The 21,361-nt window shown below is 55.9% G+C and carries 19 protein-coding genes, 1 other RNA gene and 2 pseudogenes; 3 read left to right on the top strand and 19 right to left on the bottom strand.

The window, feature by feature from the left end:
- Positions 1 to 59 precede the first annotated feature (59 nt).
- Both LGS26_RS01455 and LGS26_RS01460 read right to left on the bottom strand, forming a co-directional pair.
- On the bottom strand, positions 60 to 1,019 hold the full coding sequence (locus LGS26_RS01455; RefSeq protein ID WP_237888901.1) for a peptidylprolyl isomerase: 960 nt from the start codon (positions 1,017 to 1,019) through the stop codon (positions 60 to 62).
- 61 nt (positions 1,020 to 1,080) lie between these two features.
- On the bottom strand, positions 1,081 to 1,884 hold the full coding sequence (locus LGS26_RS01460) for an LbetaH domain-containing protein (RefSeq protein WP_237888902.1): 804 nt from the start codon (positions 1,882 to 1,884) through the stop codon (positions 1,081 to 1,083).
- 234 nt (positions 1,885 to 2,118) lie between these two features.
- Between LGS26_RS01460 and LGS26_RS01465 the strand changes: the two genes are divergently transcribed.
- The 3 genes from LGS26_RS01465 to LGS26_RS01475 all read left to right on the top strand — a co-directional run bounded on the left by LGS26_RS01465 (position 2,119) and on the right by LGS26_RS01475 (position 5,057).
- Positions 2,119 to 2,808: a GGDEF domain-containing protein gene (locus LGS26_RS01465; RefSeq protein ID WP_237888903.1), complete on the top strand. Its 690-nt coding sequence runs from the start codon at positions 2,119 to 2,121 to the stop codon at positions 2,806 to 2,808.
- 135 nt (positions 2,809 to 2,943) lie between these two features.
- A complete protein-coding gene (locus LGS26_RS01470; RefSeq protein WP_237888904.1) occupies positions 2,944 to 3,741 on the top strand; it encodes a MinD/ParA family protein in 798 nt (265 codons plus the stop codon).
- Entirely contained in the window at positions 3,738 to 5,057 is a 1,320-nt protein-coding gene (locus LGS26_RS01475; RefSeq protein ID WP_237888905.1) for an endonuclease Q family protein, read from the top strand. The genes LGS26_RS01470 and LGS26_RS01475 overlap by 4 nt, the downstream gene beginning before the upstream one ends.
- A 26-nt stretch (positions 5,058 to 5,083) precedes the next feature.
- Here the strand turns inward: LGS26_RS01475 and LGS26_RS01480 are convergent, their stop codons facing one another.
- The 17 genes and pseudogenes from LGS26_RS01480 to ssrA form a co-directional block, all read right to left on the bottom strand.
- Positions 5,084 to 5,326 carry a ferredoxin gene (locus LGS26_RS01480; RefSeq protein WP_330873310.1) on the bottom strand — a complete coding sequence of 81 codons (243 nt, stop codon included), beginning with the start codon at positions 5,324 to 5,326 and terminating at the stop codon, positions 5,084 to 5,086.
- A 48-nt stretch (positions 5,327 to 5,374) separates the two neighbouring features.
- Complete coding sequence (locus LGS26_RS01485; RefSeq protein ID WP_237888906.1) at positions 5,375 to 5,980, bottom strand: hemerythrin domain-containing protein; 606 nt, start codon at positions 5,978 to 5,980, stop codon at positions 5,375 to 5,377.
- A gap of 106 nt (positions 5,981 to 6,086) precedes the next feature.
- A complete protein-coding gene (locus tag LGS26_RS01490) occupies positions 6,087 to 6,218 on the bottom strand; it encodes a DUF488 family protein (protein WP_237889813.1) in 132 nt (43 codons plus the stop codon).
- A gap of 175 nt (positions 6,219 to 6,393) precedes the next feature.
- Positions 6,394 to 7,554, bottom strand: a complete 1,161-nt coding sequence (locus LGS26_RS01495; protein WP_237888907.1) for an FprA family A-type flavoprotein — start codon at positions 7,552 to 7,554, stop codon at positions 6,394 to 6,396.
- An 81-nt stretch (positions 7,555 to 7,635) separates the two neighbouring features.
- Positions 7,636 to 7,896 carry a hypothetical protein gene (locus LGS26_RS01500; protein WP_237888908.1) on the bottom strand — a complete coding sequence of 87 codons (261 nt, stop codon included), beginning with the start codon at positions 7,894 to 7,896 and terminating at the stop codon, positions 7,636 to 7,638.
- A complete protein-coding gene (locus LGS26_RS01505) occupies positions 7,893 to 8,726 on the bottom strand; it encodes a hypothetical protein (protein ID WP_237888909.1) in 834 nt (277 codons plus the stop codon). Before LGS26_RS01505 ends, LGS26_RS01500 begins: the two co-directional genes overlap by 4 nt.
- Complete coding sequence (gene pglZ, locus LGS26_RS01510; protein WP_237888910.1) at positions 8,723 to 10,753, bottom strand: BREX-3 system phosphatase PglZ; 2,031 nt, start codon at positions 10,751 to 10,753, stop codon at positions 8,723 to 8,725. The genes LGS26_RS01505 and pglZ overlap by 4 nt, the downstream gene beginning before the upstream one ends.
- Positions 10,746 to 12,096, bottom strand: a pseudogene (locus LGS26_RS01515) (helicase-related protein). Before LGS26_RS01515 ends, pglZ begins: the two are co-directional and overlap by 8 nt.
- Positions 12,097 to 12,193: 97 nt before the next feature.
- Entirely contained in the window at positions 12,194 to 13,834 is a 1,641-nt protein-coding gene (locus LGS26_RS01520) for a type I restriction-modification system subunit M (protein WP_237888911.1), read from the bottom strand.
- A 42-nt stretch (positions 13,835 to 13,876) separates the two neighbouring features.
- On the bottom strand, positions 13,877 to 15,127 hold the full coding sequence (locus LGS26_RS01525) for a restriction endonuclease subunit S (RefSeq protein ID WP_237888912.1): 1,251 nt from the start codon (positions 15,125 to 15,127) through the stop codon (positions 13,877 to 13,879).
- A 183-nt stretch (positions 15,128 to 15,310) separates the two neighbouring features.
- Positions 15,311 to 15,625, bottom strand: coding sequence for a four helix bundle protein (locus tag LGS26_RS01530; protein ID WP_330873312.1), 315 nt, complete (start codon positions 15,623 to 15,625; stop codon positions 15,311 to 15,313).
- Positions 15,622 to 18,585 carry a type I restriction endonuclease subunit R gene (locus tag LGS26_RS01535; protein WP_237888913.1) on the bottom strand — a complete coding sequence of 988 codons (2,964 nt, stop codon included), beginning with the start codon at positions 18,583 to 18,585 and terminating at the stop codon, positions 15,622 to 15,624. The genes LGS26_RS01530 and LGS26_RS01535 overlap by 4 nt, the downstream gene beginning before the upstream one ends.
- Before the next feature lie 41 nt (positions 18,586 to 18,626).
- A pseudogene (locus tag LGS26_RS01540) lies at positions 18,627 to 19,601 on the bottom strand (DUF6079 family protein); the annotation flags it as partial.
- Positions 19,598 to 19,858 carry a four helix bundle protein gene (locus tag LGS26_RS01545; RefSeq protein ID WP_237888914.1) on the bottom strand — a complete coding sequence of 87 codons (261 nt, stop codon included), beginning with the start codon at positions 19,856 to 19,858 and terminating at the stop codon, positions 19,598 to 19,600. The pseudogene LGS26_RS01540 and the gene LGS26_RS01545, both read right to left, overlap by 4 nt.
- Positions 19,855 to 20,391 carry a BREX-3 system P-loop-containing protein BrxF gene (gene brxF / locus LGS26_RS01550; protein ID WP_237888915.1) on the bottom strand — a complete coding sequence of 179 codons (537 nt, stop codon included), beginning with the start codon at positions 20,389 to 20,391 and terminating at the stop codon, positions 19,855 to 19,857. The genes LGS26_RS01545 and brxF overlap by 4 nt, the downstream gene beginning before the upstream one ends.
- Before the next feature lie 23 nt (positions 20,392 to 20,414).
- On the bottom strand, positions 20,415 to 20,702 hold the full coding sequence (locus LGS26_RS09730) for a helix-turn-helix domain-containing protein (protein WP_330873313.1): 288 nt from the start codon (positions 20,700 to 20,702) through the stop codon (positions 20,415 to 20,417).
- Positions 20,703 to 20,996: 294 nt separating this feature from the next.
- Positions 20,997 to 21,352: a transfer-messenger RNA gene (gene ssrA, locus LGS26_RS01560) on the bottom strand.
- Between the last annotated feature and the right edge of the window lie 9 nt (positions 21,353 to 21,361).

Consider the following 21,361-nt stretch of genomic DNA (forward strand, 5'->3'; position numbering starts at 1 on the left):
CCTTCTTTCAGGTTTCTTCCTGAAAGAAGGGGTGCGTTTCCGGATAATTTCTTAACTAACTATTTGGATTTGGTTGGGTGCGGCACCGCCTGTGTCTGTGCAGGTGATTCCACCTGGAGCGCCGAGATGGCGTCTTTGTGTATCTTGACCGGATATTTGGTCTTTATCTGGTCAATGAGTTTCTCAAGCTCATTCTGTTGCTTTTCCATCTTGACCATCTGTTTAACCTGAGACATTACATCTTTTAGTGGTTTGGTTTCAGCGGGTTTTTTCTCTTCCACCTTTATGATGTGGTATCCAAACTGCGTCTTCACCGGTGCGCTTATTTCGCCTACCTTGAGGGCAAAGGCGGCCTTTTCAAATTCCGGCACCATGCGACCCTTTGGAAATAGGCCTAGCTCTCCACCCTTATCTTTTGTGCCAGGGTCTTCCGAGTATTGTTTTGCAAGCTGCGCGAAGTCAGCGCCCTTTTCAAGCTTTTTCTTTATATCCTTTGCCTTTGCCTCGGCTTCTTTCCATGCCTTTTCACTATTGCCCTGAGGTCTTATGAGGATGTGTCTGGCCTTGATCATCTCCGGTTGGCTAAATTCGGCCTTGTTTTTTTCATAGAACTCCTTTGCCTCCTGATCGCTTACAGGTATATCCTTGTCGATCTCCTTGCGGATGATCTCTTGGGCCAGAAGGGAGTTCTTAAGGTCCTCAATCCTCGATTTCACCTCTGGATCCTGATCCAGCTTCATGTCCCGCGCCTTCATAGCCAGGAGCGTGATTTGCGTCCATCTCTCCACAAGCTGTTCTTTTGCCTGCGGATTCTGTGCCACCATCATCTGCAACTGGGGTGGGAGGGATTTTATTTGTTCTTCAAACGTCTTTGCATCGAGTTTGTAAGGCCCGACCTCGGCTAGTATGGCATTTTTGTCCGCCGCGCTTGCATATTGCACCGCGGAAACGATCGCCACCAACATGAAAAAAAAGAGATACAGCAATGATTTTGTTCTAAAAGACATGTCTTTTCCCATTTGTTGCTCCTTAGGTTTTTTATTTAATTTTGAACAGCCTATCTTCTATTATCTTAATTTATTATCTTATTGCCGAATGTGGTTTGTAGATGCCTGGCGCTACTGAGGCGAGCGGGGCAATAATCGACCCGCGGCCTAAAAGCACTCCAGGGTTTGTTACGCTGTTGCAGCCTGCCTGGACGCTGTCTCCAAGTATGGCCCCAAGCTTGCGTCTCCCTGTATCAATTGGGCCATCCGCCGTCTTTACGATTACATTTCCTTTGGAAAAGGTAAGATTGGCGAGCTTGACGCCGGCCCCAAGGTTTACATCCATTCCAAGAATACTGTCGCCTATGTAAGCGAAATGTCCCGCCTTGGCACCGTCCATCAGGATGGAGTGCTTGATCTCTGTTGTGTGGCCGATTATACAGCCCCTGCCTATAAAGCAATCACCCCTTATATACGCCCCCTGCCTGATCTCGACGCCGTCATCTATAACCGTCGGCCCTTTGATCATTACCCCAGGCTCTATGACGACGCCGCTTCCTAGCTGGACCTGATCGTTTGAAAATATTGCGCCGGCGCATATGAGAGAGGCCTTGGGCACCCTTTCGCCCTCGATCCAGACCTCGATCCTTCCAGCGGTCTCATCGTTGCAGACGATCTCAAACCCTTCTGTCAGGAAGCCCTCTGGAAGCAGGATTACATGAGACGCAAGTGGAAGGCCGGGCTGAAATATATCACCTATATCCGGTAGGTTCGGTCTTATAATCCTCCTTATATGTCCTTTCAATAGGTCAAGCGCCTTCCACAGCGGTCCGCCATCAAAGAGATCTTTTATTTTATCCGGGATGTTCGAGAAAAAAGCGTCAATTTCAAACAGCATATCTTTCAACAACCTTTGGAATTAAAAATTACCACGAAGATCAGAATCTGTCTCGAGCCTTCCACAGCCTTTTGATGATAGATTAAATGATATTAAAATAAGCTAAACCTTAAGTGACCATTGGTCAATAATAGATTATATTAATTTATTGTAAGATAAAAAAGAAGAACGGCTTGCCGTTTTACCATTTGAAGGTTTTTTATGATGCGTTGCCCTGCAGGGAAGGATGATTGTTTGATACTCGAAGAGTTTATAAATCTCAAAAACGAGTGTCTGCGTCTCAGGTCCCTATCCGAGACCGACGGCCTCACCGGGCTTTATAATTACAATTATCTCATAAAAACCCTGGATATCGAGATGGAGCGCACGCTTCGTACCGGGCTCCCGACCGCGCTCATCATGATCGATCTCGATCATTTTAAGAAGATAAACGACGTTTACGGCCATGAAGCCGGCAATGCGGCGCTCAGAGCGGCTGCGGGCATCTGGAGAAAAAACGTGAGACGAATGGACGTAGTCTGCCGCTATGGCGGGGAGGAGTTCACGATCGTTCTTCCTGGCACCAGGCTCAATCTGGCGGTAAAGAGCGCCCAGCGCCTTAGGCAGGCACTTGCCGTCTCGCCTGTTGATGTAAACGGTTCTATAATATCCCTTACTGCAAGTTTCGGTGTAGAGGTCTTTGGGCATGCGAATGAATTCAGTTCGCCTGAGGCCTTTATAAAATCGGCCGACGAGATGCTTCTTGCGGCAAAGAGGGAGGGAAGAGACCGAGTATGCTTCAGAGAGATGCGGAAGGTTATGAATGAGACCGCCCTTGGTGTCGATGAGAAGAAGGCGCTCATGCGTTGCAACAAGCATGACAACGGTCGGTTAGATCAGTCGCCAGATGGGGTGTGCAGGGGCATGGCCCCGCCGGGTTTGTGACATGGCAGGCGCCAGCCTTTCCCACATGGTGATCTACACATCAAGACCGGCATGGGCTTGGCATGGGGGGCCGTAGCAATGCAGGGCCCTTGCTATTAATTGCAATAAATTCAAATTTTGATGGGGAAAACAATTATGAACGAAGAGATCGGCCTTAGAGAAACCACCCTGCCAGTGATTATCTCCATAAGCAGCGGAAAAGGTGGGGTGGGCAAGACAAGTCTTGCCGTAAACGCCTCCTTCGCCCTGGCGGCAGCAGGGAAAAGGTGCCTGCTGGTTGATGGGGACTTGGGACTTGCCAATATCGATGTGCTGCTGGGCTTGACGGTCCGCGTTACTGTCAGGGATGTGATGGCCGGGCTTGCAGACCCGCTGAGCGTCATTGTCTATCCAAGGCCAGACCTCGGCGTTCTACCTGCAAGCTCAGGGGTGCCCGATATGGTAAATCTCGGGCCTGAGGAGCAAAGGCAAATAGGCGATGTGTTGAATGAGCTGATGCACGGTTTTGATTGTGTGATCATAGATACGGCGGCAGGTATCGGCCCATCGGTGCTCTGGTTTAATGCCTTTTCAAAAAAAAATATGGTGATCTTTACCCCGGATCCCACCTCATTTACAGACGCCTATGCACTTATCAAGGTCTTGCACCGCGAATACGGCATGCAGGATTTTTATCTCATTTCCAATTTTGTAAAGGACGAGGGCGAAGGACTTCAGATATACGAGGGGTTTTCTAAGGTGATAAAGAGGTTTTTGGGGGTAAATACCCATTATGTAGGCCATGTCCCGAGGGATAGTCTTGTTGCAAAGGCTGTGAAGGAGCAGAGGCCGTTTTATGAGACCGCGCCCGACTCGAAGGCTGCCAAGGCCATAAGAGCCATAGCCTCTGTCCTTGCCTCATGGACGGCCGGGACGGAAAAGGGGGCCGGATGACTAATTACCTCAGGTCGCAGTGGAGATCGAAACGGACGATCTTTCTTGCAGATTTTCACGTCCATTCCCGTTATAGCAGGGCCACAAGCAAGGACATGGGGCCGGTCGCCATGAATAGGGCCGCAAAGGAAAAGGGCTTGGCCCTTGTGGGGACGGGGGATTTTACGCACCCCGGCTATCTTGCCGAACTTAAAGAACAGCTTATCGAGGGGACACCAGGTATCTATGTGCTAAAAGATGATCCAGAGGGGACACGCTTCATCCTGACCTCTGAGGTCTCGAATATATTTACACAAGGTGGAAAGAGTCGCCGGGTACACACTGTGATATTTGCACCAGGTTTTGAGGTGGCGGAAGATATCCAGAGGCGCTTTTCGTTCCTTGGCAATATCGCCTCTGACGGAAGGCCTATATTCGGTTTTTCTGCAAAGGACCTGGTCAGGATAGTCAAAGATGCCTCACCGGACTGCCTGGTCCTCCCGGCCCATGTCTGGACGCCGTGGTTTTCTGTATTTGGGGCAAAGTCAGGCTTTGATTCGATAGAGGAGTGTTTTGAAGAACAGAGCTGCCATATCCATTGCCTGGAGACGGGCCTTTCCTCAGATCCACCTATGAACTGGCGGCTGTCGGCCTTGGATGGATATGCGCTGCTTTCAAACTCAGATGCCCATTCGCCATCAAGGCTCGGTCGCGAGTCCAACGTATTTTCCTGCCCGCTTACCTATAAAGATATTATGTTAGCAATAAAAGACCCGAGGTCCGGGCTTGAGGGCACCATCGAATTTTTTCCTGAGGAAGGCAAATACCACCTGGACGGCCACAGGACCTGCAGGGTTCGGTTCAGTCCTGATGAAAGTCGGGCCGCGAGCGGCATCTGCCCTGTCTGCGGCGGCCCGCTGACCCTTGGCGTCCTTTACAGGGTCGAATCCCTGGCGAACAGGCCGGAGGGTTTTGTCCCTGATTCAGCTAGGCCGTGCGTGCATCTAATCCCCCTAGAGGAGATCATAGCGGATGCCTTTGGGGTAAAAAGCGTAACCGGTTTTGTGCGAAAAGAATATAGGCGTCTCATACAGATCGGTGGGACAGAAATGGATATACTTTTATGGAAGGAGGTGGAAGAGCTCAAATCTTTTGTCCCTGAGCGGATACTTAAGGGGATAATGAAGATGAGAAGGGGTGATGTGCATATAACTCCTGGTTATGACGGCGTCTATGGCAGGATCAGTCTCTCTTTGGACGATGACGATGATGATGCTATTGATCAGGGCGGGCCGTCGATCAATGAGCGGCGTTGCATACAAAAAGACCTCTTTTGACCCGAGGATGCCCGTTGACCGTATTCTTACATTGAATACGTTGGTTCAGCCGTATCATTCGATGCAAAACAAAAAGCCTGTTTTTTACACATGGATATACCCTGCTGGGCATGACTCAATGGCCTCATCAATACTTCCGGTCCTCCCTCGGCGATTATGACAAAAGCCTTTTCTGCCCCATCATCGAAGCCAAACACATCGGGGCAAGGTTCAACACAACTTTGGCAACCAAGACATTCTTCCGTATCAATGTAAATCTTTTTGCTCACATTCTCTTCCTCCGCTCTTAAATCAATCCTAGATGCAAGCGTGGGTTATTATTCCCCACTGTTCCACGTTGCATGTTTCCCATTGCCGTCTACCCCCCCCCAGCCCAAGTACTCATGGTCCAATTCATGCAAAAATTCATGAAACTCTTCGTGTTTTCCCGCTCCGATGCGTTCATTTTCAAGTCGTTCGAATGCCTTGACGAGCTCACTGTCTTTGGCTGTATCCAATCTCGCGTCCGCCATTACAAAAAGGACGGTGTTTTCCTTTTCTATATGTTGTGTCAGCAGTTCTACATAGGCGTCGATACGGCTCTTGATGCTGTCTGCGGCGGATTTGTCCCCCGAATTATAGCTTTTTACGGCGTCGCGGAGTTCCGAAACGATCCTGCGGCCTTGGTCATGCTCAGCAAGCATGGCACCTATCGGACCGCCCTCCCTTGGAATGCCGCTTGCTTCCAAGGCCGGAAAGAGAAATTCTTCTTCTTTCCCATGGTGGCATTTATCCACAAAGATCGAGAGAAACTCCATGATGCCACCAAGGTGTTGGGCATTGATCCGTTCACCGCGGCCAAGTTTCCTTGATACAGCTTGTAGCACCTGCAGCATGAGCCGTATTCCTTCGTGTTCCTTCTTAAGGTCATTTATAGCGTCCATACGTATCTCCTTTCGTTTAGGGATTCAACCACCCTTCGACCCCGCCTTTTTATGCGCGAGTGACATTATCTCGTGCAGAAAAAGGCCAACACCGATCCGGTTGCCGCTAATTCCAGTATTGAATTATATCTGGCTTATCATCCAACTCGGAAAGATACCGAAGATTTAATTTCCGGAGAGCTGCACTCGGTGCCGCATCTTTCATCCAGTAATCCGCGTGCAGTCGCTCCTTGCTCATACCCCGAGGCCATACTCGGTCCACCAGGATCCGTATCCCGTCTTCCTCCTCCACCGGTCATAGACGCGTTTGATTCGAACAACCAGCTGCGCCACGAACTTCTCCGTTTCAGTACGTGGTATAAGTCATGAGGTCAGTTCGACGGGTAGTGAAAAACCGCATTCATGGATTTACCTTACACTAAACCGCGTTCTTTGTGCTTTTGGGCTATTGTATCGGCAAGACGGGTGAGGGCGGTGTAGTCGGAGTCTTTAGGCAGTCCTTTACACAAAACGGGTTCGAGCACCTCCACCTTCAGGTTTGGGATCATCCCCGCCAGTATTTCAACCGTTTTTCCTCCCCATCCGTATGATCCTATAATAGAGACAAATTCCGCCTTCGGCCGCAGGGCGTTGGCGAGAAACGTGGCATAGAGCGCCAGGGGATGGGGGCCGGCCAGGACCGTAGGAACTCCGATGACGATTGTCGCCGCATCCACAAGCACCATGGCCAGCTTTCCTATGTCAGCAACGGCCAAGTTGAACAGTTCCACACGTACCCCGTTCTCCACCAGCCTGGACACCAGGTGATCGACCATCTTTCGAGTACTGCCGTGCATGGACACAAAAGAGAACGCAACCAAGTTGCGGGGAGGTGCCACTGTCCATTCTCGGTAGGCATCCATGATCCAGGATGGGTCATCGTAGATCTGGCCATGGCTTGGGGCGATCATCTGGATGTCGTACCCTTCGAGTTTCTTGACATTTTTCTCGATCATACTCCGGAAGGGCATCATGATTTCGGCAAAGTATCGTTTGGCAGCCTCGTAAACACGCCCTCGGTCGGTCACGAAAAGATCAGTTGTTGCGATATGTGAACCGAAAAAATCACAGCTGAAAAGGATGCGATCTTCTTCCAGGTAGGTCACCATGGTTTCGGGCCAATGCACCCAAGGAGTATGTATGAACCTGAGCGTCTTGCCTCCGAGGGATAACCTTTCGCCGTCTTCGACGGTGATAAAGGCATTTTCAGGGATATTCAAGAGGTCCATGAGCATTCCTTTGGCCTTGGGCGTCACAACAACCTTTGCTTCCGGGAACCGCTCAAGAACACGAGGAATAGTGCCCGAGTGGTCCTGCTCGGCGTGATGAGAGACAACAAGGTCGATCTTGTCCACATCCGTCAGTTGCGCCATCAGTTCATCAGCCATCGGCGGATCGACAGTGTCCAGCAAGGCGTTTTTTTCGCTCCCTTGAATCAGGTAGGCATTGTAGCTCGTGCCCTCTGGAAGCGGGATGAGAGAGTCAAAAAGGCGTCTGTCCCAGTCAACAGCGCCCAGCCAAAACACCCCCCTCACGTATTTGCCTTCTCAACATGTTGAATTCTCCTTATCTGGTCAAGGTCTATGTCTCTTACGATAGATATTCACGACAAAATATCAACGGCACACGCGCCGCGTCCAGGGGCCCGAAACCATGCAAGGCCCTGGCCTTGTAAAGCAGCAGAGCGGTGTAGACGGCGTCTCATTCTCGATACCTTCGGCCAACCACACAACCTTCCGGGAGACGTTGACGCTCGCCGTCCCTGGCTCGCGCGCGCCCTTCGGGGCGGCCTGCGGCCGTCTAAATCGGCTCTCCTGCCGATTTGTGAGGATCATGCCCGGTGCGATCCTAATTCGTCTCCAGAAGCGAAAGCTCATGATCCGCCTCCCTTCGTCGCTGGCAGGCGTTCTCTGCCTGCGCCGCGAGCGTCACAGCAGACAGGCGTGCGGAGCATGATCAAGTCCTGGTCAAGGCCGTGTCGCAACACATCGAGCCGCCTGGAGACCGCGACCAGATGAGCCGCTGAAACAGGCTTGAGGCGGAACGGGAACAGGCTCGTGGAATCGAGGAACGTTTCTAGGGCCACAGAGCCATTGGGGTGAGCGTGCAAGAAGGCCTCGACCAACCAGGCAATAAGCTCGACCTGGGTGATGGCGAGTGAACGTCCCGGCACGTAGGTGCCGTCGGCGCGTCGAGCGTCCTGCGTCTTCGCGTCTCGCAAGACGCCCCAATCAACCATGGAGCGCAGGACCCGGCGGACAGAATCTTTGACCGTAGGGCGTTGGCCATATTGTTCCATCACGCGTCGGCGCACTTGGGCGTGGCTGGCCGTTCCCTGGAGCCGGAGCAGCCGGCCAACAATGGCCGCGACCGCCCCCCAGAAGGGATAAACCGCCATGGTCATGCCCCAGTGAACAACGATATGGTCCTCCCGTGGCAGGCTGGAAAGAAGCTTCAGCCCATCGCTCTGGAGGGGACGCAAGCCGACCGAGGGATTTACCCAGATCTTCATCAGGATAGTTATAACCTTTTCTCTATTGCCACGTTCGGCATTCCCTCCCACGGAGAGCTTGTCGTGGAGCAGCTCCTGGAGGGCGCTGTAAATCGATTCCTTGTCGTTCCCAGCCAGCACCAGGTTGGCCGTCCTCTCCAACCACTCCAGGCGGACGCGCTGGCTAAAGCCGATCTGAGTGCTGCGTGTGATCATCGGTCTCTCCTGTCTATTTGGATAAACGGTACGAGCAATTCCTCGACACTGATGCCCCCATGGCCCACGAGACGTTCCGCTTCCCGGACAAAGGCGGCGCGGTCGGGTGCGACGAGCGGTAGGTAATCCACGGGCAAACCGAGGGGTGGCCATTCCAGGGCGTTCGGAAAACGTTTCTTAACCTCACCCCGAAGCTGCGGATCGGAGTAAACACGGACGCGTTCGCCACGGAGGTCGGCCACCGCCCCTTCCGCAGGCCGTCCGCAGCCTGTCGCCTCGATGTTGCCGTGATCCGAGGCCAGGTAGACGAGAAACCCTCTGTCTAAAAGAAGTTCAAGAAGGTGCCGCAAGAAGCCCTGCCTGGCCCATTGCCGAACCTGGTTGTGCATGCCGGCCGTGCCCAATTCCATGCCGTGCATGATCTTATCGACTTTATCGACGACCAGGCCGACGACGCGCAGCCGGGTATCGGCCAGCAGTTCGGAGATCCGGTCCAGATCCCCACCTGCCTGGCCGGCAGACAGGTCGCCCGGACCTTTGGCATATGCCACCTCATGCTGTTTCAGCCCCTGATCCACCCAGAATTGGGTCCACAGTACCGGCTCCTTATCGGTGATATAGATGCTTGCCGGGAAATAGAGCGGCGGTTTCCCCGCAAAGGCCGCCTGCCGGGAAACCGAGGTGATGGTGGGAATCCAGGCGAATACGGCACTCTCGTGAAAGCGCAGCCGAGCATCCTGTTCCCCCAAGACCGTGCGCAAGATAACCCACTGATCCAAGGAAAGCCCGTCCACCAGGAGAAAGGCCACTTTGGCCCGCGGGTCGTCCATCAAGCTGCGGACGAGAAACCGCGGGATGTGATGCAGCATCGCCGGGGGTATGGGCGGCAGGCTGATGAGGCCGGCATAGCGCTTCAGCACCCAGGTGGCAAGTGCAGAATCGATCTGAGGTCTTAAAGTTTCCACGCGCTGCCGGTCTTCCTCTCCTTCGGGCGTCTCATCGTCTGACTCCAACCCCAGGGCGACGAGCTCCGCCCACCGGTAGGCAAAGGAAAACCAGTCCGAATGGCGGGCATCGTTTTGAGGAATGGTGTTCTCAACCGAGTCCAAAAGCCCTTTTATGCGCCGCCGGCGGTCCAGGGTTTTTGAATGGACAATACCCATGCTCACCCAACTTTTGGCGAGAGATTCCGCGCTGGGATGGGGAACCGGTTGGAGAATTCCATCAAAGAAGAGGTTATCGAGATAGACGCGGACGTCGTCATGGTCAAAGGGCAGGTCCGTCGGCCCTGAAAACTCAAGGCCATACCCAGGGGTATCCTCATGGAATGCATCCTCCCGCGCCACCCAGCGATCCAGGAAGGCCGGCCAACGCTCCTGGAGGAAGGCAAAGAAGGCCTCGCGATCCGGGACAATCCTCTCCAGCGGCCAGTCATCAAACAGGCCTGACAAACGGAGTACCTGGATCAGGCGTTCATCGAGAATGGCCGGGATGCGTTGCCGACGGTAATGGCGACGTAGGAGAACCTTAAGTAGGTCCGACGGTTTTCTAATAAGTTCTGGCGCGATCTCGAAGACGTGGCGCAAGACAAATTCCTTCGTGGCATTATCACCCAGCGGACCCGGCGCATACCTAGTCTGTGCCTCGTATAACGCATCCAGATCGGCCCGGTCAAGGGCCGCGAGGACGGGATAGCTGAGGTTGGGGAAGAGATCGCCCAGGTTGAAAGAAAGTTGGCGGCCAGCCTGTAACAGGTCGTAGGGCAAAGCAGCGAGGTCGCTCGACGGCGACCGCAACACCACTACCAGATCGGTCTCTTCACCATGGTCCCACCGGGAGCGAAACCTGGATTCGTAAGCATAGCGAAAGGCAACGTGATCATCAAAGGGGATCAGCTCAAAACCCCGTTCCCGTATACCCTCAAGCACACCCTCTTCCAGGAGCAGGCCGTCGGGGTCTGCGACCAGGGTCAGCCGGGCGACCTGAGGTGTAAATTCTTTGAGGATCTGATCACGCCAGCTACTCATGCCTTCCACCTTCCACACGAACGAGCAGCAAGGGCACCAGCTCCGGCATGACCTTCGCCCGCCGCTGGAGTTCTTTCCTGAAGCGCTGTTCCTCTTGTTCCAAAAGACGCAAGCGATGGTGGCGAACCTGGGGCAAGCCGATGCGCTCGATGGCCCGGCGGCGGGCAGCGAAGGCATACTCGCCTTTTTCCTGTTCCCGCGCCAGGCGGGCCCGGTGCGCCTGGATCAGTTCCTCGTAGATCGTCTGCCCCTGTCCTTCTGCCACCTTCCGGAGCCGCTCGAAGGCCTGCTGCGCTGTCTCGCCATCCAGATGACGGAGGATGACCGGTGCGGTGGTCAAGAGGCGATCCCAAATGTGCCGGGCAGTCGGTAGGAATACCCGGCCGTCGTCAGACAGGAAAAGGGGCATAATCCGGCGGCGGGCCCAATCGGCAGTGGCGATGGAGACCCGCCAGGGCGACCAGAGACCTGTGATCTCCGCGGCCAGTTCAGGGAGGGTGATGACCGGTACCGGTTGCCCCGGAACGAACCGGGAAAGCCGCATGGTCAGGCCACGGACCTTGGGGTCTTCCAAGGTCACGTAACGGACGGCCCGCCCCTTTTCCGCCTCCTTGCCGGTAAAGACGACGCCGGTCATTATTGCGCCGTCAGGCCAGGTTAGATTCCAGGCATCGTGCTTCTTTTCCGCTTTACCGCCGTGAGCTCGGAGATAACTCATCGTCATCCGTTCGACCCAATACGGAAGCGGATGGGCCTGTAACCGCTGGGCCTCAACCGGGTTCAGGTCCTCGGTTGATCCAAGCACAGAGGCGCTCTCCCGCACAGCACGGGCCTGTTCCTGGATGCTCCTGACAGCCTGGTCGACCTTCGTCGCCACTGCATCGGGATTGAGAATAGCCTCCATATACAAGTCATCAAAGATCTGTCCCGCCTGGGCCGAGTCGAGCACATCACCCGTCTTATCGATGCCGAACTCTTTGAAGATGATGGCCAGCTTCTCCTCCAGCACCTGGAGAACGCGATGTTCAACCGAATCTTCGAAGACGAAGTTGACCGCGCGCACCGCATGGGCCTGACCGATACGATCCCCCCGGCCGATCCGCGGTTCCAGACGCATCGCGTTCCAAGCTATGTCGTAGTGGATCACCACGTGGCAAAACGGGAGGTTCAAGCCCTCCCCACCGGCGTCGGTGGAGATGAGAATACGAATCCTTGGCGAATGCCTCCTGGACTCGCTTACGCTCTTCCATGTCCATGGAGCCGTTCAGGCAGACGACCGAAAACCCGCGCTCAGTCAGGAACCGACGCAACATCTCCTGGGTGGGAACGAACTCGGTGAACACCAGCGTCTTGAGCTCCGGGTCGCCTTCCTCGGCCTGGAGACGGTAGAGCCAGTCCAGGAGCGCTTTGGCCTTTGTATCCGAAATGTGTCACCGGTGTTCATGGCAACTCCGGCAGCCCCAATTCCTTGAGAAAGGCATTGTGCCGCGTCCGGGCGGCCTCGATTTTGTGCGTGAGATCGGCAATTTCACGGTGCACCTGCTTCAGATCGATTTCGGCTTCGGCCTGCGCCGTGCTCACGTAGCGGGTGATGTTGAGTTTGAAGTCGTTCTGCTCGATTTCCTCCATACTCACCCGGCGGGAATAGTGTGGTTCCCCCCTGCGGTGCTGGTAGGTTTCGACGATCTTTTCCACGTGTTCGGGAAGCAGCACGTTTTGCCGTTTCCCTTTTTGGTAGTGTTCCGCCGCGTTGATAAAGAGCACGTCGTCGAACTTCTTACACTTCTTGAGCACCAGGATGCACACCGGGATGCCGGTGGAGTAAAACAGATTCGCCGGCAGGCCGATGACCGCGTCGATGTGGTTGTCCTCCAGGAGTTTCTTCCGGATCCTGGCTTCGCTATTGCCGCGAAAGAGCACCCCGTGCGGCATGATGATGGCCATGGTCCCCTCACGGTGCAGGAAGTGGAAGCCGTGCAGGAGGAACGCAAAATCCGCCGCCGATTTGGGGGCCAGCCCGTACCCCTTGAAGCGGAAATCCTCCGCCAGGGCTTCGCTGGGCTCCCAGCGGTAGCTAAAGGGAGGATTGGCCACCACCGCGTCAAATTCGATCTTCTTGGCCGGGTTCTCCTCGCGCAGGAGCGGCCACTCGTTGGTGAGTGTATCGCCGTGGAAGATCTCGAACTCGGTATCGCGCACGCCGTGCAGCAGCATGTTCATGCGGGCCAGGTTGTAGGTGGTGATGTTCTTCTCCTGGCCGTAGAGCTTGCCCACGCCGTCCTTGCCCATCCGGCGGCGCACGTTGAGGAGCAGCGAGCCGGACCCGCAGGCGAAATCCAGCACCCTGCCGAGCTTCTCCCGCTTGCCGTTCGCCGGATCCTGGGCGTCGAGCGAGACGATGCCCGAGAGGATGCTCGAGATCTGCTGCGGGGTGTAGAACTCGCCGGCCTTTTTGCCGCTCCCGGCGGCGAACTGCCCGATCAGGTACTCGTAGGCATCGCCCAAGAGATCGCGCTCGTGGGGAAACTCCGCCAAGCCTTCGGCGATCCGCCCGATGATGGCGCACAGCCGCTCGTTGCGCTGGGTGTAGGTTTTGCCGAGCTTGTCCGAGTCGAGGTTGATCTCCGAGAACAGCCCCTGGAAACTGCTGCCAAAGGATTCGTTCTCGATGAACTTGAAGCCTTTTTGCAGCGTGTGCAGCAGTTCGGCATCCTGGGTGCGGGCCATCTCGGCGATGCTGCTCCAGAGGTACTCGGGTTTGATGACGTAGTGCACCTTGCGGCGCATCACGTCCTCGAAGGTCGGGACGTCGTCCGGGTTCTTTTCGTACCACACCGCCAGCGGCGAACGCCGGTCGTCTGGGGCAAGCTCGGGCCAGTCGCTCCCCAATTCCCGTTTGGCGGCCTCCTCGTAGTTGTCCGAGAGATAGCGCAAAAAGAGGAAGGCCAGCATGTAGTCGCGGAAGTCGTCGGCGTTCATCGCGCCGCGCAGTTTGTCGGCGATGGCCCAGAGCGTCTTGCCTAATGATGAATTATAAGTGGTGAATGATGAATGGTTCGGTTGTTCGTTTTTCCTTTTCATTGTTGTACACCTCTAAGCATCTGACAGCTCATAACTCGTAATTCATAATTCACAATTTGGAAACAGTTGCTGCATCAGCCCTTTCTTGTGGGCTTTGAGGGCCTCGAGCTTCCTCGCCTGAAGCTCGATCAGCTCATCCAGCGATGACAGGCAGTCGGCGATTTTTTGTTGTTCGGAGAGTTTTGGGGTGGGGATCCGAACATCCCCAAGGTTTTGTCGGCTAATGCGCTTTCGCGTGGAGCCAGCAGATAGAGTTCCTACTTCCTGGAAGTATCGATCTGTTTGGCAATATGAGAGGCAGAAATATGGAATTGCCTTCTGCTGGTCTAACCGTACGATCGTGCAGTCCACGGCGGTTATCATCCTTTTCCCAATATTGGGAATCAAACAGCAGCGTCCTGCTGGATCTGGGAGCCTAGAAATCAATAGGTCCCCCGGAAAGACTTCAGAGCATTTAAGGCGCTCAAATGTATCTTCAGAAATGAAACGAACCTTATCAGCGTTGTCGATATATATACCGAGTCCGATGTTACCTGTTTGGATCAATCGAATGCCATCAAGCGACTGATCTTTCGACTCAATCCAGTCCCCATCTAAGAGCTCGCGCGCAAGTTCTCCAAGCCGTTTCACCTCCCACGGCCCGGCGTCGCGGAACTCGGGGAAGCGCAGGCGGGGGGTGGTTTCGCCCTCGCGGGGGAAGAGCTGCTGCATCAGCCCTTTCTTGTGGGCCTGGAGGGCCTCGAGCTTCTTCGCCTGAAGCTCGATCAGCTCATCCAGCGATGACAGGCAGTCGGCGATTTTTTGTTGTTCTGCCAGCGTTGGAAACGAAACTGGAAGTCCCTCCAACCTACCTACAGATAGGCCCGGTTGTGCTTGCCCCGTCGCAAGCCGTGGCAAGTCGGCCTTGACAAGCCGATAATAAAAGAACCGAGTGTTAGCACGTTGTTTCAGTGAGACAACTACCGCATGCTCTGTCGCGTGAAAACTGCCTTCAACGAATTGAACGTTTCCACAATATGCACCCTGACGACCAATCAGGGAATAGGCCCCGGTATGCGTATATGATCGAGTGTAGCCGCGCAGGCCATTGGCGCCGTAACACGGATAAAGGCCATCCCCAGGCTCCGAATGGATTTCCGCTGCCGCCACGAAACTTCCAGCTCGCATATCACAGAGGTCCCCCAACTGCTTCACCTCCCACGGCCCGGCGTCGCGGAACTCGGGGAAGCGCAGCGCGGGAGCGAGTGATGAATGATGAGTGGTGAGTGGTGAATGATGAGTGTTAGGTTTCATATCTTTCATATTTGTGAAGTTGATGACGCTTAGGAATAGCCAAACTGCAAGTCATAGCCCTTGCCTCTTCACCGTCTATCGCACATAGCCGTTTTGCACCAGCTCTCATAACTCATAACTCATAATTCATAATTCACTTCCTGACTCCTTTCGATGTCAAAATGATCGAGGCGAGGATCTTCGCTATCTCTGATTGGTCTTGAATGATGGAAGCGAACTCTTTATCGCCCAAAAGACCGGAGTGGTGCAGAGTTCCAGCCAATAGGCGGTTTCTCCGGCTTCTTTCTGGGCGATGGACATCTTGTGAATAAAGTCGGCCTTACTTTCCGCGTACTCCGCTTCCCGCACCAGCGCACCAATGGCGGTACCGCTGCGCAACAGCTGCTTGCCCAATACCCGCTCTCTGTGCTCGCTCTCCAACATCCTGCACAACCTGACAATCCTCAGCGCGAACGCAAAGGACTTTTCTCTAATCACACTCTTGCGTCCATCACTCATAACTCATAACTCTCAATTCCCGAAATCTCCTTGCCCTGGGCGAGCTTCCTAAGGAGCGGCGCGAGATCCTCCATTAGCGCCAGTTCCTTTTGCGCCCGAGCCTTCCAGCCCAGGCCGAGCGGCTTCATTAGCTCGGTGAGGGCGTCGGGGTCGAAGATCATGCGGCGCAGGATGCCGTCGATGAAGCCCTGGAGCGCCTCGGTCGCCAGGCCGTGCCGGGCGGCGATCTCGGCCACGGCTCGCGCGTATTTCTCGGCCTTGAAGCGCTCGTAGCCCTCGCGGATCTGCTGCTCGCTGAGGCCCTCGCCCTCCTTCAGGGTGTTCACATACTCGATGATCTCCTCGCGCTCGTCGAGGAACTTGGCGTTGCTGCGCAAGAGCCCGATCAGCTCGTCGCGGGTCATCTTCTGCTTTTTGGGTCCCTTGGCGCTAAAGCGCTCGATGAGCTTCATGATGTAGTCGTAGTCGATGAGCGCCGAGTCGAACAGCACAAACTCGAAATCAAGCTGCTGAACGGGGTCGGCGGGGTCAGCGGCCTTGCCCTGCTCGGCTTTGAGCCGGGCGGCTACATCCAAGTAAACCCCCTGGAAGGCGCGCAGGGTATCGCCTGGCAGGACGTCCTCGATCTGGGTGCGGGTGGCTGCGTCCAGGTCGGTGTACTGGTCGAGCTGGGTGCGCAGGCGCTGCACCTCCTTGAAGTGGTTGATGAAGGCCGCGCGGGCCTCGTCGCCCTTGAGGTTGGCCACCTCCTCGGGTTGGCATGCCAGCCCTTGGGATTGCATGAACTCCTGGAGCTTCTGCACCGCCTCGGAGAGCCTGCCCACCACCACCGGGGCCGGGTCCACCAGCCAGATCTCGCGGGCGCGCTCACCGGCCTCGCCGGAAAAGAGCGTGATGGCCTCGTCCACGGCCTCCTTCTGGGCGCGGAAGTCGAGGATGTTGCCGTAGGGCTTGGAGTCGTTGAGCACCCGGTTGGTGCGCGAAAAGGCCTGAATCAGGCCGTGGTGCTTGAGGTTCTTATCCGCGTACAGCGTGTTCAAATACTGCGAATCGAAGCCGGTCAGCAGCATGTCCACCACGATGGTGAGATCGATCTTCTGCTCGCGCGGCAGGTCGCGGTTGGGGTACTTATGGTCTTTAATGCGCTTTTGGATGTCCTGGTAATAGAGGTCGAAGGTATCCAAAGAAAAGTTGGTGCCGTAGCGGGCGTTGTAGTCGGCGATGATCTCTTTGAGCGCTTCCCGTTTCTTGTCTGGATCTTTGCGGTTGTCGAGCTGCTCCTGGGGCAAGTCCTCTTGCAGCTGGGCAATGTCGCGGTTGCCGCCCGCCGGTGGGGAGAAGACACAGGCCACGTTCAGCGGCTGGAAGTCGGGGTCTTCCTGCTGCCGGCGGGCCTGGACCTCCCGAAAGAGCCGGTAGTACTCGATGGCGTCGTCGATGCTGGCGGTGGCAAGCAGCGCATTGAACCGGCGCGCGCTGGTTGCGGCGTCGTGCTTTTCCAGGATGGCCTCGACCACCTTTTGCTTGGCGAGCGTTTCGCCGGGCCTTACGGGCGCGCCCTCGGGTTTGTAGTAATCCACATGAAAGCGCAGCACGTTGCCGTCTTCGATAGCGTGGGTGATGGTGTAGGCGTGGAGCTGGTTGCCGAAGACGTCGGCGGTGGTGACCATGCGGGCTTCCTGGCCTTCGATGGTCTTGTAGGTGGCGTTGGGCTCGAAGATGGGGGTGCCGGTAAAGCCAAAGAGCTGCGCCTTAGGAAAGAACTCGCGAATGGCCCGGTGGTTTTCGCCGAACTGAGAGCGGTGGCACTCGTCGAAAATGAACACCATACGCTTATCTCGCAGGGGCTCGAGGCGCTTGCGGTATTCCTTGCGGTGGTCGGCGTCGAGCGCCAGGCCCAGCTTCTGGATGGTGGTGACGATCACCTTGTCGGCGTAGTCGTCCGAGAGGAGGCGCCGCACCAGGGTTTCGGTGTCGGTGTTCTCCTCGACGCAACGCGGCTGGAAGCGGTTGAACTCCTCGCGGGTCTGGCGGTCGAGGTCCTTGCGGTCCACGACAAAGAGCACCTTTTCGACGTCGGGGTTGTCTTTGAGCAGGGTCGAGGCCTTGAACGAGGTCAGCGTCTTGCCCGAGCCGGTGGTGTGCCAGATATAGCCGTTGCCGCGGTGCTCGTGAATGCAATCGACGATCGCCTTGACCGCATAGATCTGATACGGGCGCATCATTACGAGCCGGCGCTCGGTCTGGATGAGCACCATGTAGCGGCTGATCATCTCGGCGAGGGTGCATTTGGCCAGAAAATCCTCTGCGAAATCGTCGAGGTGGGTCACCTTTTTGTTGTCCGACGTGGCCCACTGGTAGATGGGCAGGAAGCGCTCGTCGGCGTCGAAGCGGAAATGTTCGTCGTTGTTGTTGGCGAAGTACCAGGTGGCGCTTCGGTTGCTGACGATGAAAAGCTGCATGAAACAGAGCAGGGTATTCGTGTAGCCGTTGCCCGCATCCTGCTTGTACTCGACGATCTGCTGCATGGCCCGGCGGGGGCTGACCTGGAGCGACTTGAGTTCGATCTGGGCGAGGGGCAGGCCGTTCACGAGCAGGATCACGTCGTAGCGGTGGAAGCTCGAGCGGGTGTTGATGCGGAGCTGGCTGACCACCTCGAACTCGTTCTTGCACCAGTCCTTGAGGTTGACGAGCTGGTAGTGCAGGGGCGTGCCGTCCTCGCGCTGGAAGGTGTTGCGGTGGCGAAGTCGATCGGAACAGGCGAAGACGTCGGGCGATACGATCTCGTCGAGGAGCCGCGCGAACTCGGCGTCCGTGAGCCGGACGCGGTTGAGCGCCTCGAACTTCTCCCGGAAGTTACGCTCGAGCGCCTCGCGGCCGCGGATGTCGGGGCGGTAGGTGTATTTGAGGGCTTGCAGCTTTTCGAGCAGCCCTTGTTCGATCTCGTGTTCCTTTTTCATGCCCGGGCTCCTTGGCGTAGCATTGTCCATTCGAGCCGCTTTCTGACGGCCAGGGACAGGGTCTTGAGCACCTCGCGCTTCTCCACCGCGGTGACCCGCTCGAAGGTATCGATGTAGTCGGGATGCACGGGGAAGAGGCGCACGAACTCGTCCATGCGCTCGTTCATGCGGCCATAGAACTTGGCGAAGGGGGTCAGGTACTCCCGGATTTTCACCTGCTGGTCGGCGGTCTTCTCGAGCAGACGCTCGGCCACCACGAACTTGACGTCCTTGCGGGCGATGAGGATCTGTTCGAAGCGGTCCTTCACCCGGCGGATGCTGTCGGCCACAAAGGAAAAGCGGGGGCTGTCGAAAATGGCTTCCTGAACACCGGCGATAAAGCGGAACCGCAGGTCCTTGCAGACCTCGCCGATCTCGCGCAGGAAGTTGAGATCGAGGATGAGTTCCTGGTCCTTGCGGGTGCGCAGGTAGTCGAGCAGTTCGTCCACCACCAGGAGCAGACCGTGGTCGGGATGCACTTGGCGGAAGGCGGTCATCATCTCTTCGAAGGAACGTTTGTTGTTGGACACCTTATCTGCGGGCGGGAAGGAGTAAGACACGCCCATTGCGGCCAGGTGCTCCTCCAGTTCGGCCACGAGGATGTCGCGCAGGGACATGGTGGTCGCGCCGATCTCGGTTCGGACCACCTTGAAGCGCCCGCTGATCTTGCCGGCGGCGCTGGCCACGCTCTTGTCGTTCAGATGCGTTGCAAGATCGCTATTTTCAGCCAGGGCGGAGATCACGGACATGAGGTGCGACTTACCGGTGCCGTAGTTGCCGACGACCAGCAGCCCCTTGTTGTCCATGGGCTGGTCGAACTGAAGCTGAGGAATGACCAGGCTGATCAACCTTTCAGCCATCTCTCCAGAGATGACGTAGGTCTGGACAAGCTGCCGGGCAGCAGCGGCCTCATCGGCGTCCCGTAGCTGGACTACGGACTCGATAGGCTCGAATTGGATCAGGTCTCTGTATTTCATGGTTGTGTCTCCGGGTCGCACGTCATGCGCCGTGCGTCATTGTTTCGCAGGTAGCGGATGAAGCTGCCAAGGTATCTGGCTCCTTGCGCATCGTTCGTAGAGTTCGTCAAAACGGAGATTGACGCCAGGCGAATTTGGTCCCGAAGGGCATAGTCCTTGGCCCATTGCCCACTTCCAGAAATCGCGCAGCTCTCCTTGATCAAAATTCTGGCCTCCTGCCAGGCCTGGATGTCCTCAAAGCATTCGATCTTGCTCATGACCATCTCCCTGACGATGCGTGACGCTCGACGCTGGACGCGTCGACGATGCTCAAATCGCGAATCGGGTAGCGGCGGTATTCGGGGTGGCCTGGGACGGCATAGGTCATGTGACCACCCACAATGGATCCGTTCCAGGCGGCCACGACCATCTTGTTCCGGGACAATCCCTGAAGCAGACGCAAAGGATCCTGCTTCAGGTGGACATCGAAAAGGATCTCGATGTTGTCGAGCAAAACCAGCCCTGCCTGCGCCGCGAGCGTAGCGGCAGGCAAGGCACCCATGGCTTCACCCACGATTTCGCCTAAGAGCCTTGGAGCCTGCAGGGCCCGTTGGCGTTCGGTCAGGTCCAGCATCCGGCGAGACAATTCGAGATTGACGTTGATGAGCGGTGCAGAGGCCCTTGCCGACACCTCCTGCAACGCGGACGTCTTCCCGCTTCCCGCCGGCCCCACCATCAGGATCAGGCGGTGATAGAGAGAGCACACCTCGCCAATCTTTCGCAGGACCTGATCCGCCAAGGGCTCCGCCATTACTCGTTTCTTCCGTCTTTGACTCAGGCCTTCCCTGGCCCTCGCCCTTTGGGCACGCCCTCGGCGCGTCCAAACCGGCTGTCCTGCCGATTTGTCGTATCGCCGTACGTTCCTACCTGCACAGCGCTCGGCACGACAGGCTGGTCTTCCAGCCAGCGGTCAATGGCTTCCTTCCGGAAGCGCCAATGGCGGCCAATCTTCTGGCACGGGACTTTGCCTTCCCGAACGAGCTTGTAGAGCGTGGACTTCGATATCTTCAGGTAGGCAGACAACTCTTCGATGGTCAGGACATCACCTGGTTTTTCTTCCATCAAGCGCACCTCTCTGGCCGCAAGGCAGGTTTCATGTCATTTTATCTAATCTAACTTATGTAATTTACAGTTAGTGGCAGCTGGTATCAAGAGCGTAGCCGTTGTCGCCCTCCCAGGGTTGGAGGTCGACCAGGCTAGAGAGGAAATGAAAGGCGGGGAAGGAGAAAGAATCCGACGGGTGAGCAGCGAGTCCTGGAAGATGTGAAACGAGCGCAAACCCTTTGAAAACAAGGGAAAATAGAAAACCTGTCGCCTCAGAGAATGACCTCCGAGAGACGAGTTGTCTTTTTCAAATGGTGGAGGCGGCGGGAATCGAACCCGCGTCCGAAAGTATTCCACTTAAGTATCTACGTGTGTAGCCTGAGATTTAAGGTTTCGCCCGATACCTTCTTCTCTGGCAAGATGGAATCAGGCTATCCTGTAAAGATCTCACCTCTGGGCAAACAGGCGCCGTCCAGAAGCCAGCCTACTGAACCGTCACCCAGACCCAGCTTGTAGGCCTACTGGGATGGGTGCTGGCTGAACTAAGCAGCCAGTGCGTACTCGTATTCTGAGTTGGCGTTTATTTTTTTATCTGCATTTTAACGAGGTCGCAGCCCCTCGACACGCAACTTAAGTTTCCATACCTCCGTCGAGACCGGTTCGCCCCCTTTGTAATA

It is taken from the genome of Dissulfurimicrobium hydrothermale, assembly GCF_022026155.1.
Lineage (GTDB): Bacteria > Desulfobacterota > Dissulfuribacteria > Dissulfuribacterales > Sh68 > Dissulfurimicrobium > Dissulfurimicrobium hydrothermale.

What these genes read in the sequence shown, in the direction of transcription:
- LGS26_RS01490 (WP_237889813.1), bottom strand. Translation starts at nt 6,218, where the DNA reads ATGAGCAAGGAGCGACTGCACGCGGATTACTGGATGAAAGATGCGGCA.
- LGS26_RS01475 (WP_237888905.1), top strand. Translation starts at nt 3,738, where the DNA reads ATGACTAATTACCTCAGGTCGCAGTGGAGATCGAAACGGACGATCTTT.
- LGS26_RS01525 (WP_237888912.1), bottom strand. Translation starts at nt 15,127, where the DNA reads ATGAAACCTAACACTCATCATTCACCACTCACCACTCATCATTCATCA.
- LGS26_RS01470 (WP_237888904.1), top strand. Translation starts at nt 2,944, where the DNA reads ATGAACGAAGAGATCGGCCTTAGAGAAACCACCCTGCCAGTGATTATC.
- LGS26_RS01520 (WP_237888911.1), bottom strand. Translation starts at nt 13,834, where the DNA reads ATGAAAAGGAAAAACGAACAACCGAACCATTCATCATTCACCACTTAT.
- LGS26_RS01485 (WP_237888906.1), bottom strand. Translation starts at nt 5,980, where the DNA reads ATGGACGCTATAAATGACCTTAAGAAGGAACACGAAGGAATACGGCTC.
- LGS26_RS01505 (WP_237888909.1), bottom strand. Translation starts at nt 8,726, where the DNA reads ATGATCACACGCAGCACTCAGATCGGCTTTAGCCAGCGCGTCCGCCTG.
- LGS26_RS01460 (WP_237888902.1), bottom strand. Translation starts at nt 1,884, where the DNA reads ATGCTGTTTGAAATTGACGCTTTTTTCTCGAACATCCCGGATAAAATA.
- LGS26_RS01500 (WP_237888908.1), bottom strand. Translation starts at nt 7,896, where the DNA reads ATGAGCTTTCGCTTCTGGAGACGAATTAGGATCGCACCGGGCATGATC.
- LGS26_RS01535 (WP_237888913.1), bottom strand. Translation starts at nt 18,585, where the DNA reads ATGAAAAAGGAACACGAGATCGAACAAGGGCTGCTCGAAAAGCTGCAA.
- LGS26_RS09730 (WP_330873313.1), bottom strand. Translation starts at nt 20,702, where the DNA reads ATGGAAGAAAAACCAGGTGATGTCCTGACCATCGAAGAGTTGTCTGCC.
- LGS26_RS01455 (WP_237888901.1), bottom strand. Translation starts at nt 1,019, where the DNA reads ATGGGAAAAGACATGTCTTTTAGAACAAAATCATTGCTGTATCTCTTT.
- pglZ (WP_237888910.1), bottom strand. Translation starts at nt 10,753, where the DNA reads ATGAGTAGCTGGCGTGATCAGATCCTCAAAGAATTTACACCTCAGGTC.
- LGS26_RS01545 (WP_237888914.1), bottom strand. Translation starts at nt 19,858, where the DNA reads ATGAGCAAGATCGAATGCTTTGAGGACATCCAGGCCTGGCAGGAGGCC.
- LGS26_RS01530 (WP_330873312.1), bottom strand. Translation starts at nt 15,625, where the DNA reads ATGAGTGATGGACGCAAGAGTGTGATTAGAGAAAAGTCCTTTGCGTTC.
- brxF (WP_237888915.1), bottom strand. Translation starts at nt 20,391, where the DNA reads ATGGCGGAGCCCTTGGCGGATCAGGTCCTGCGAAAGATTGGCGAGGTG.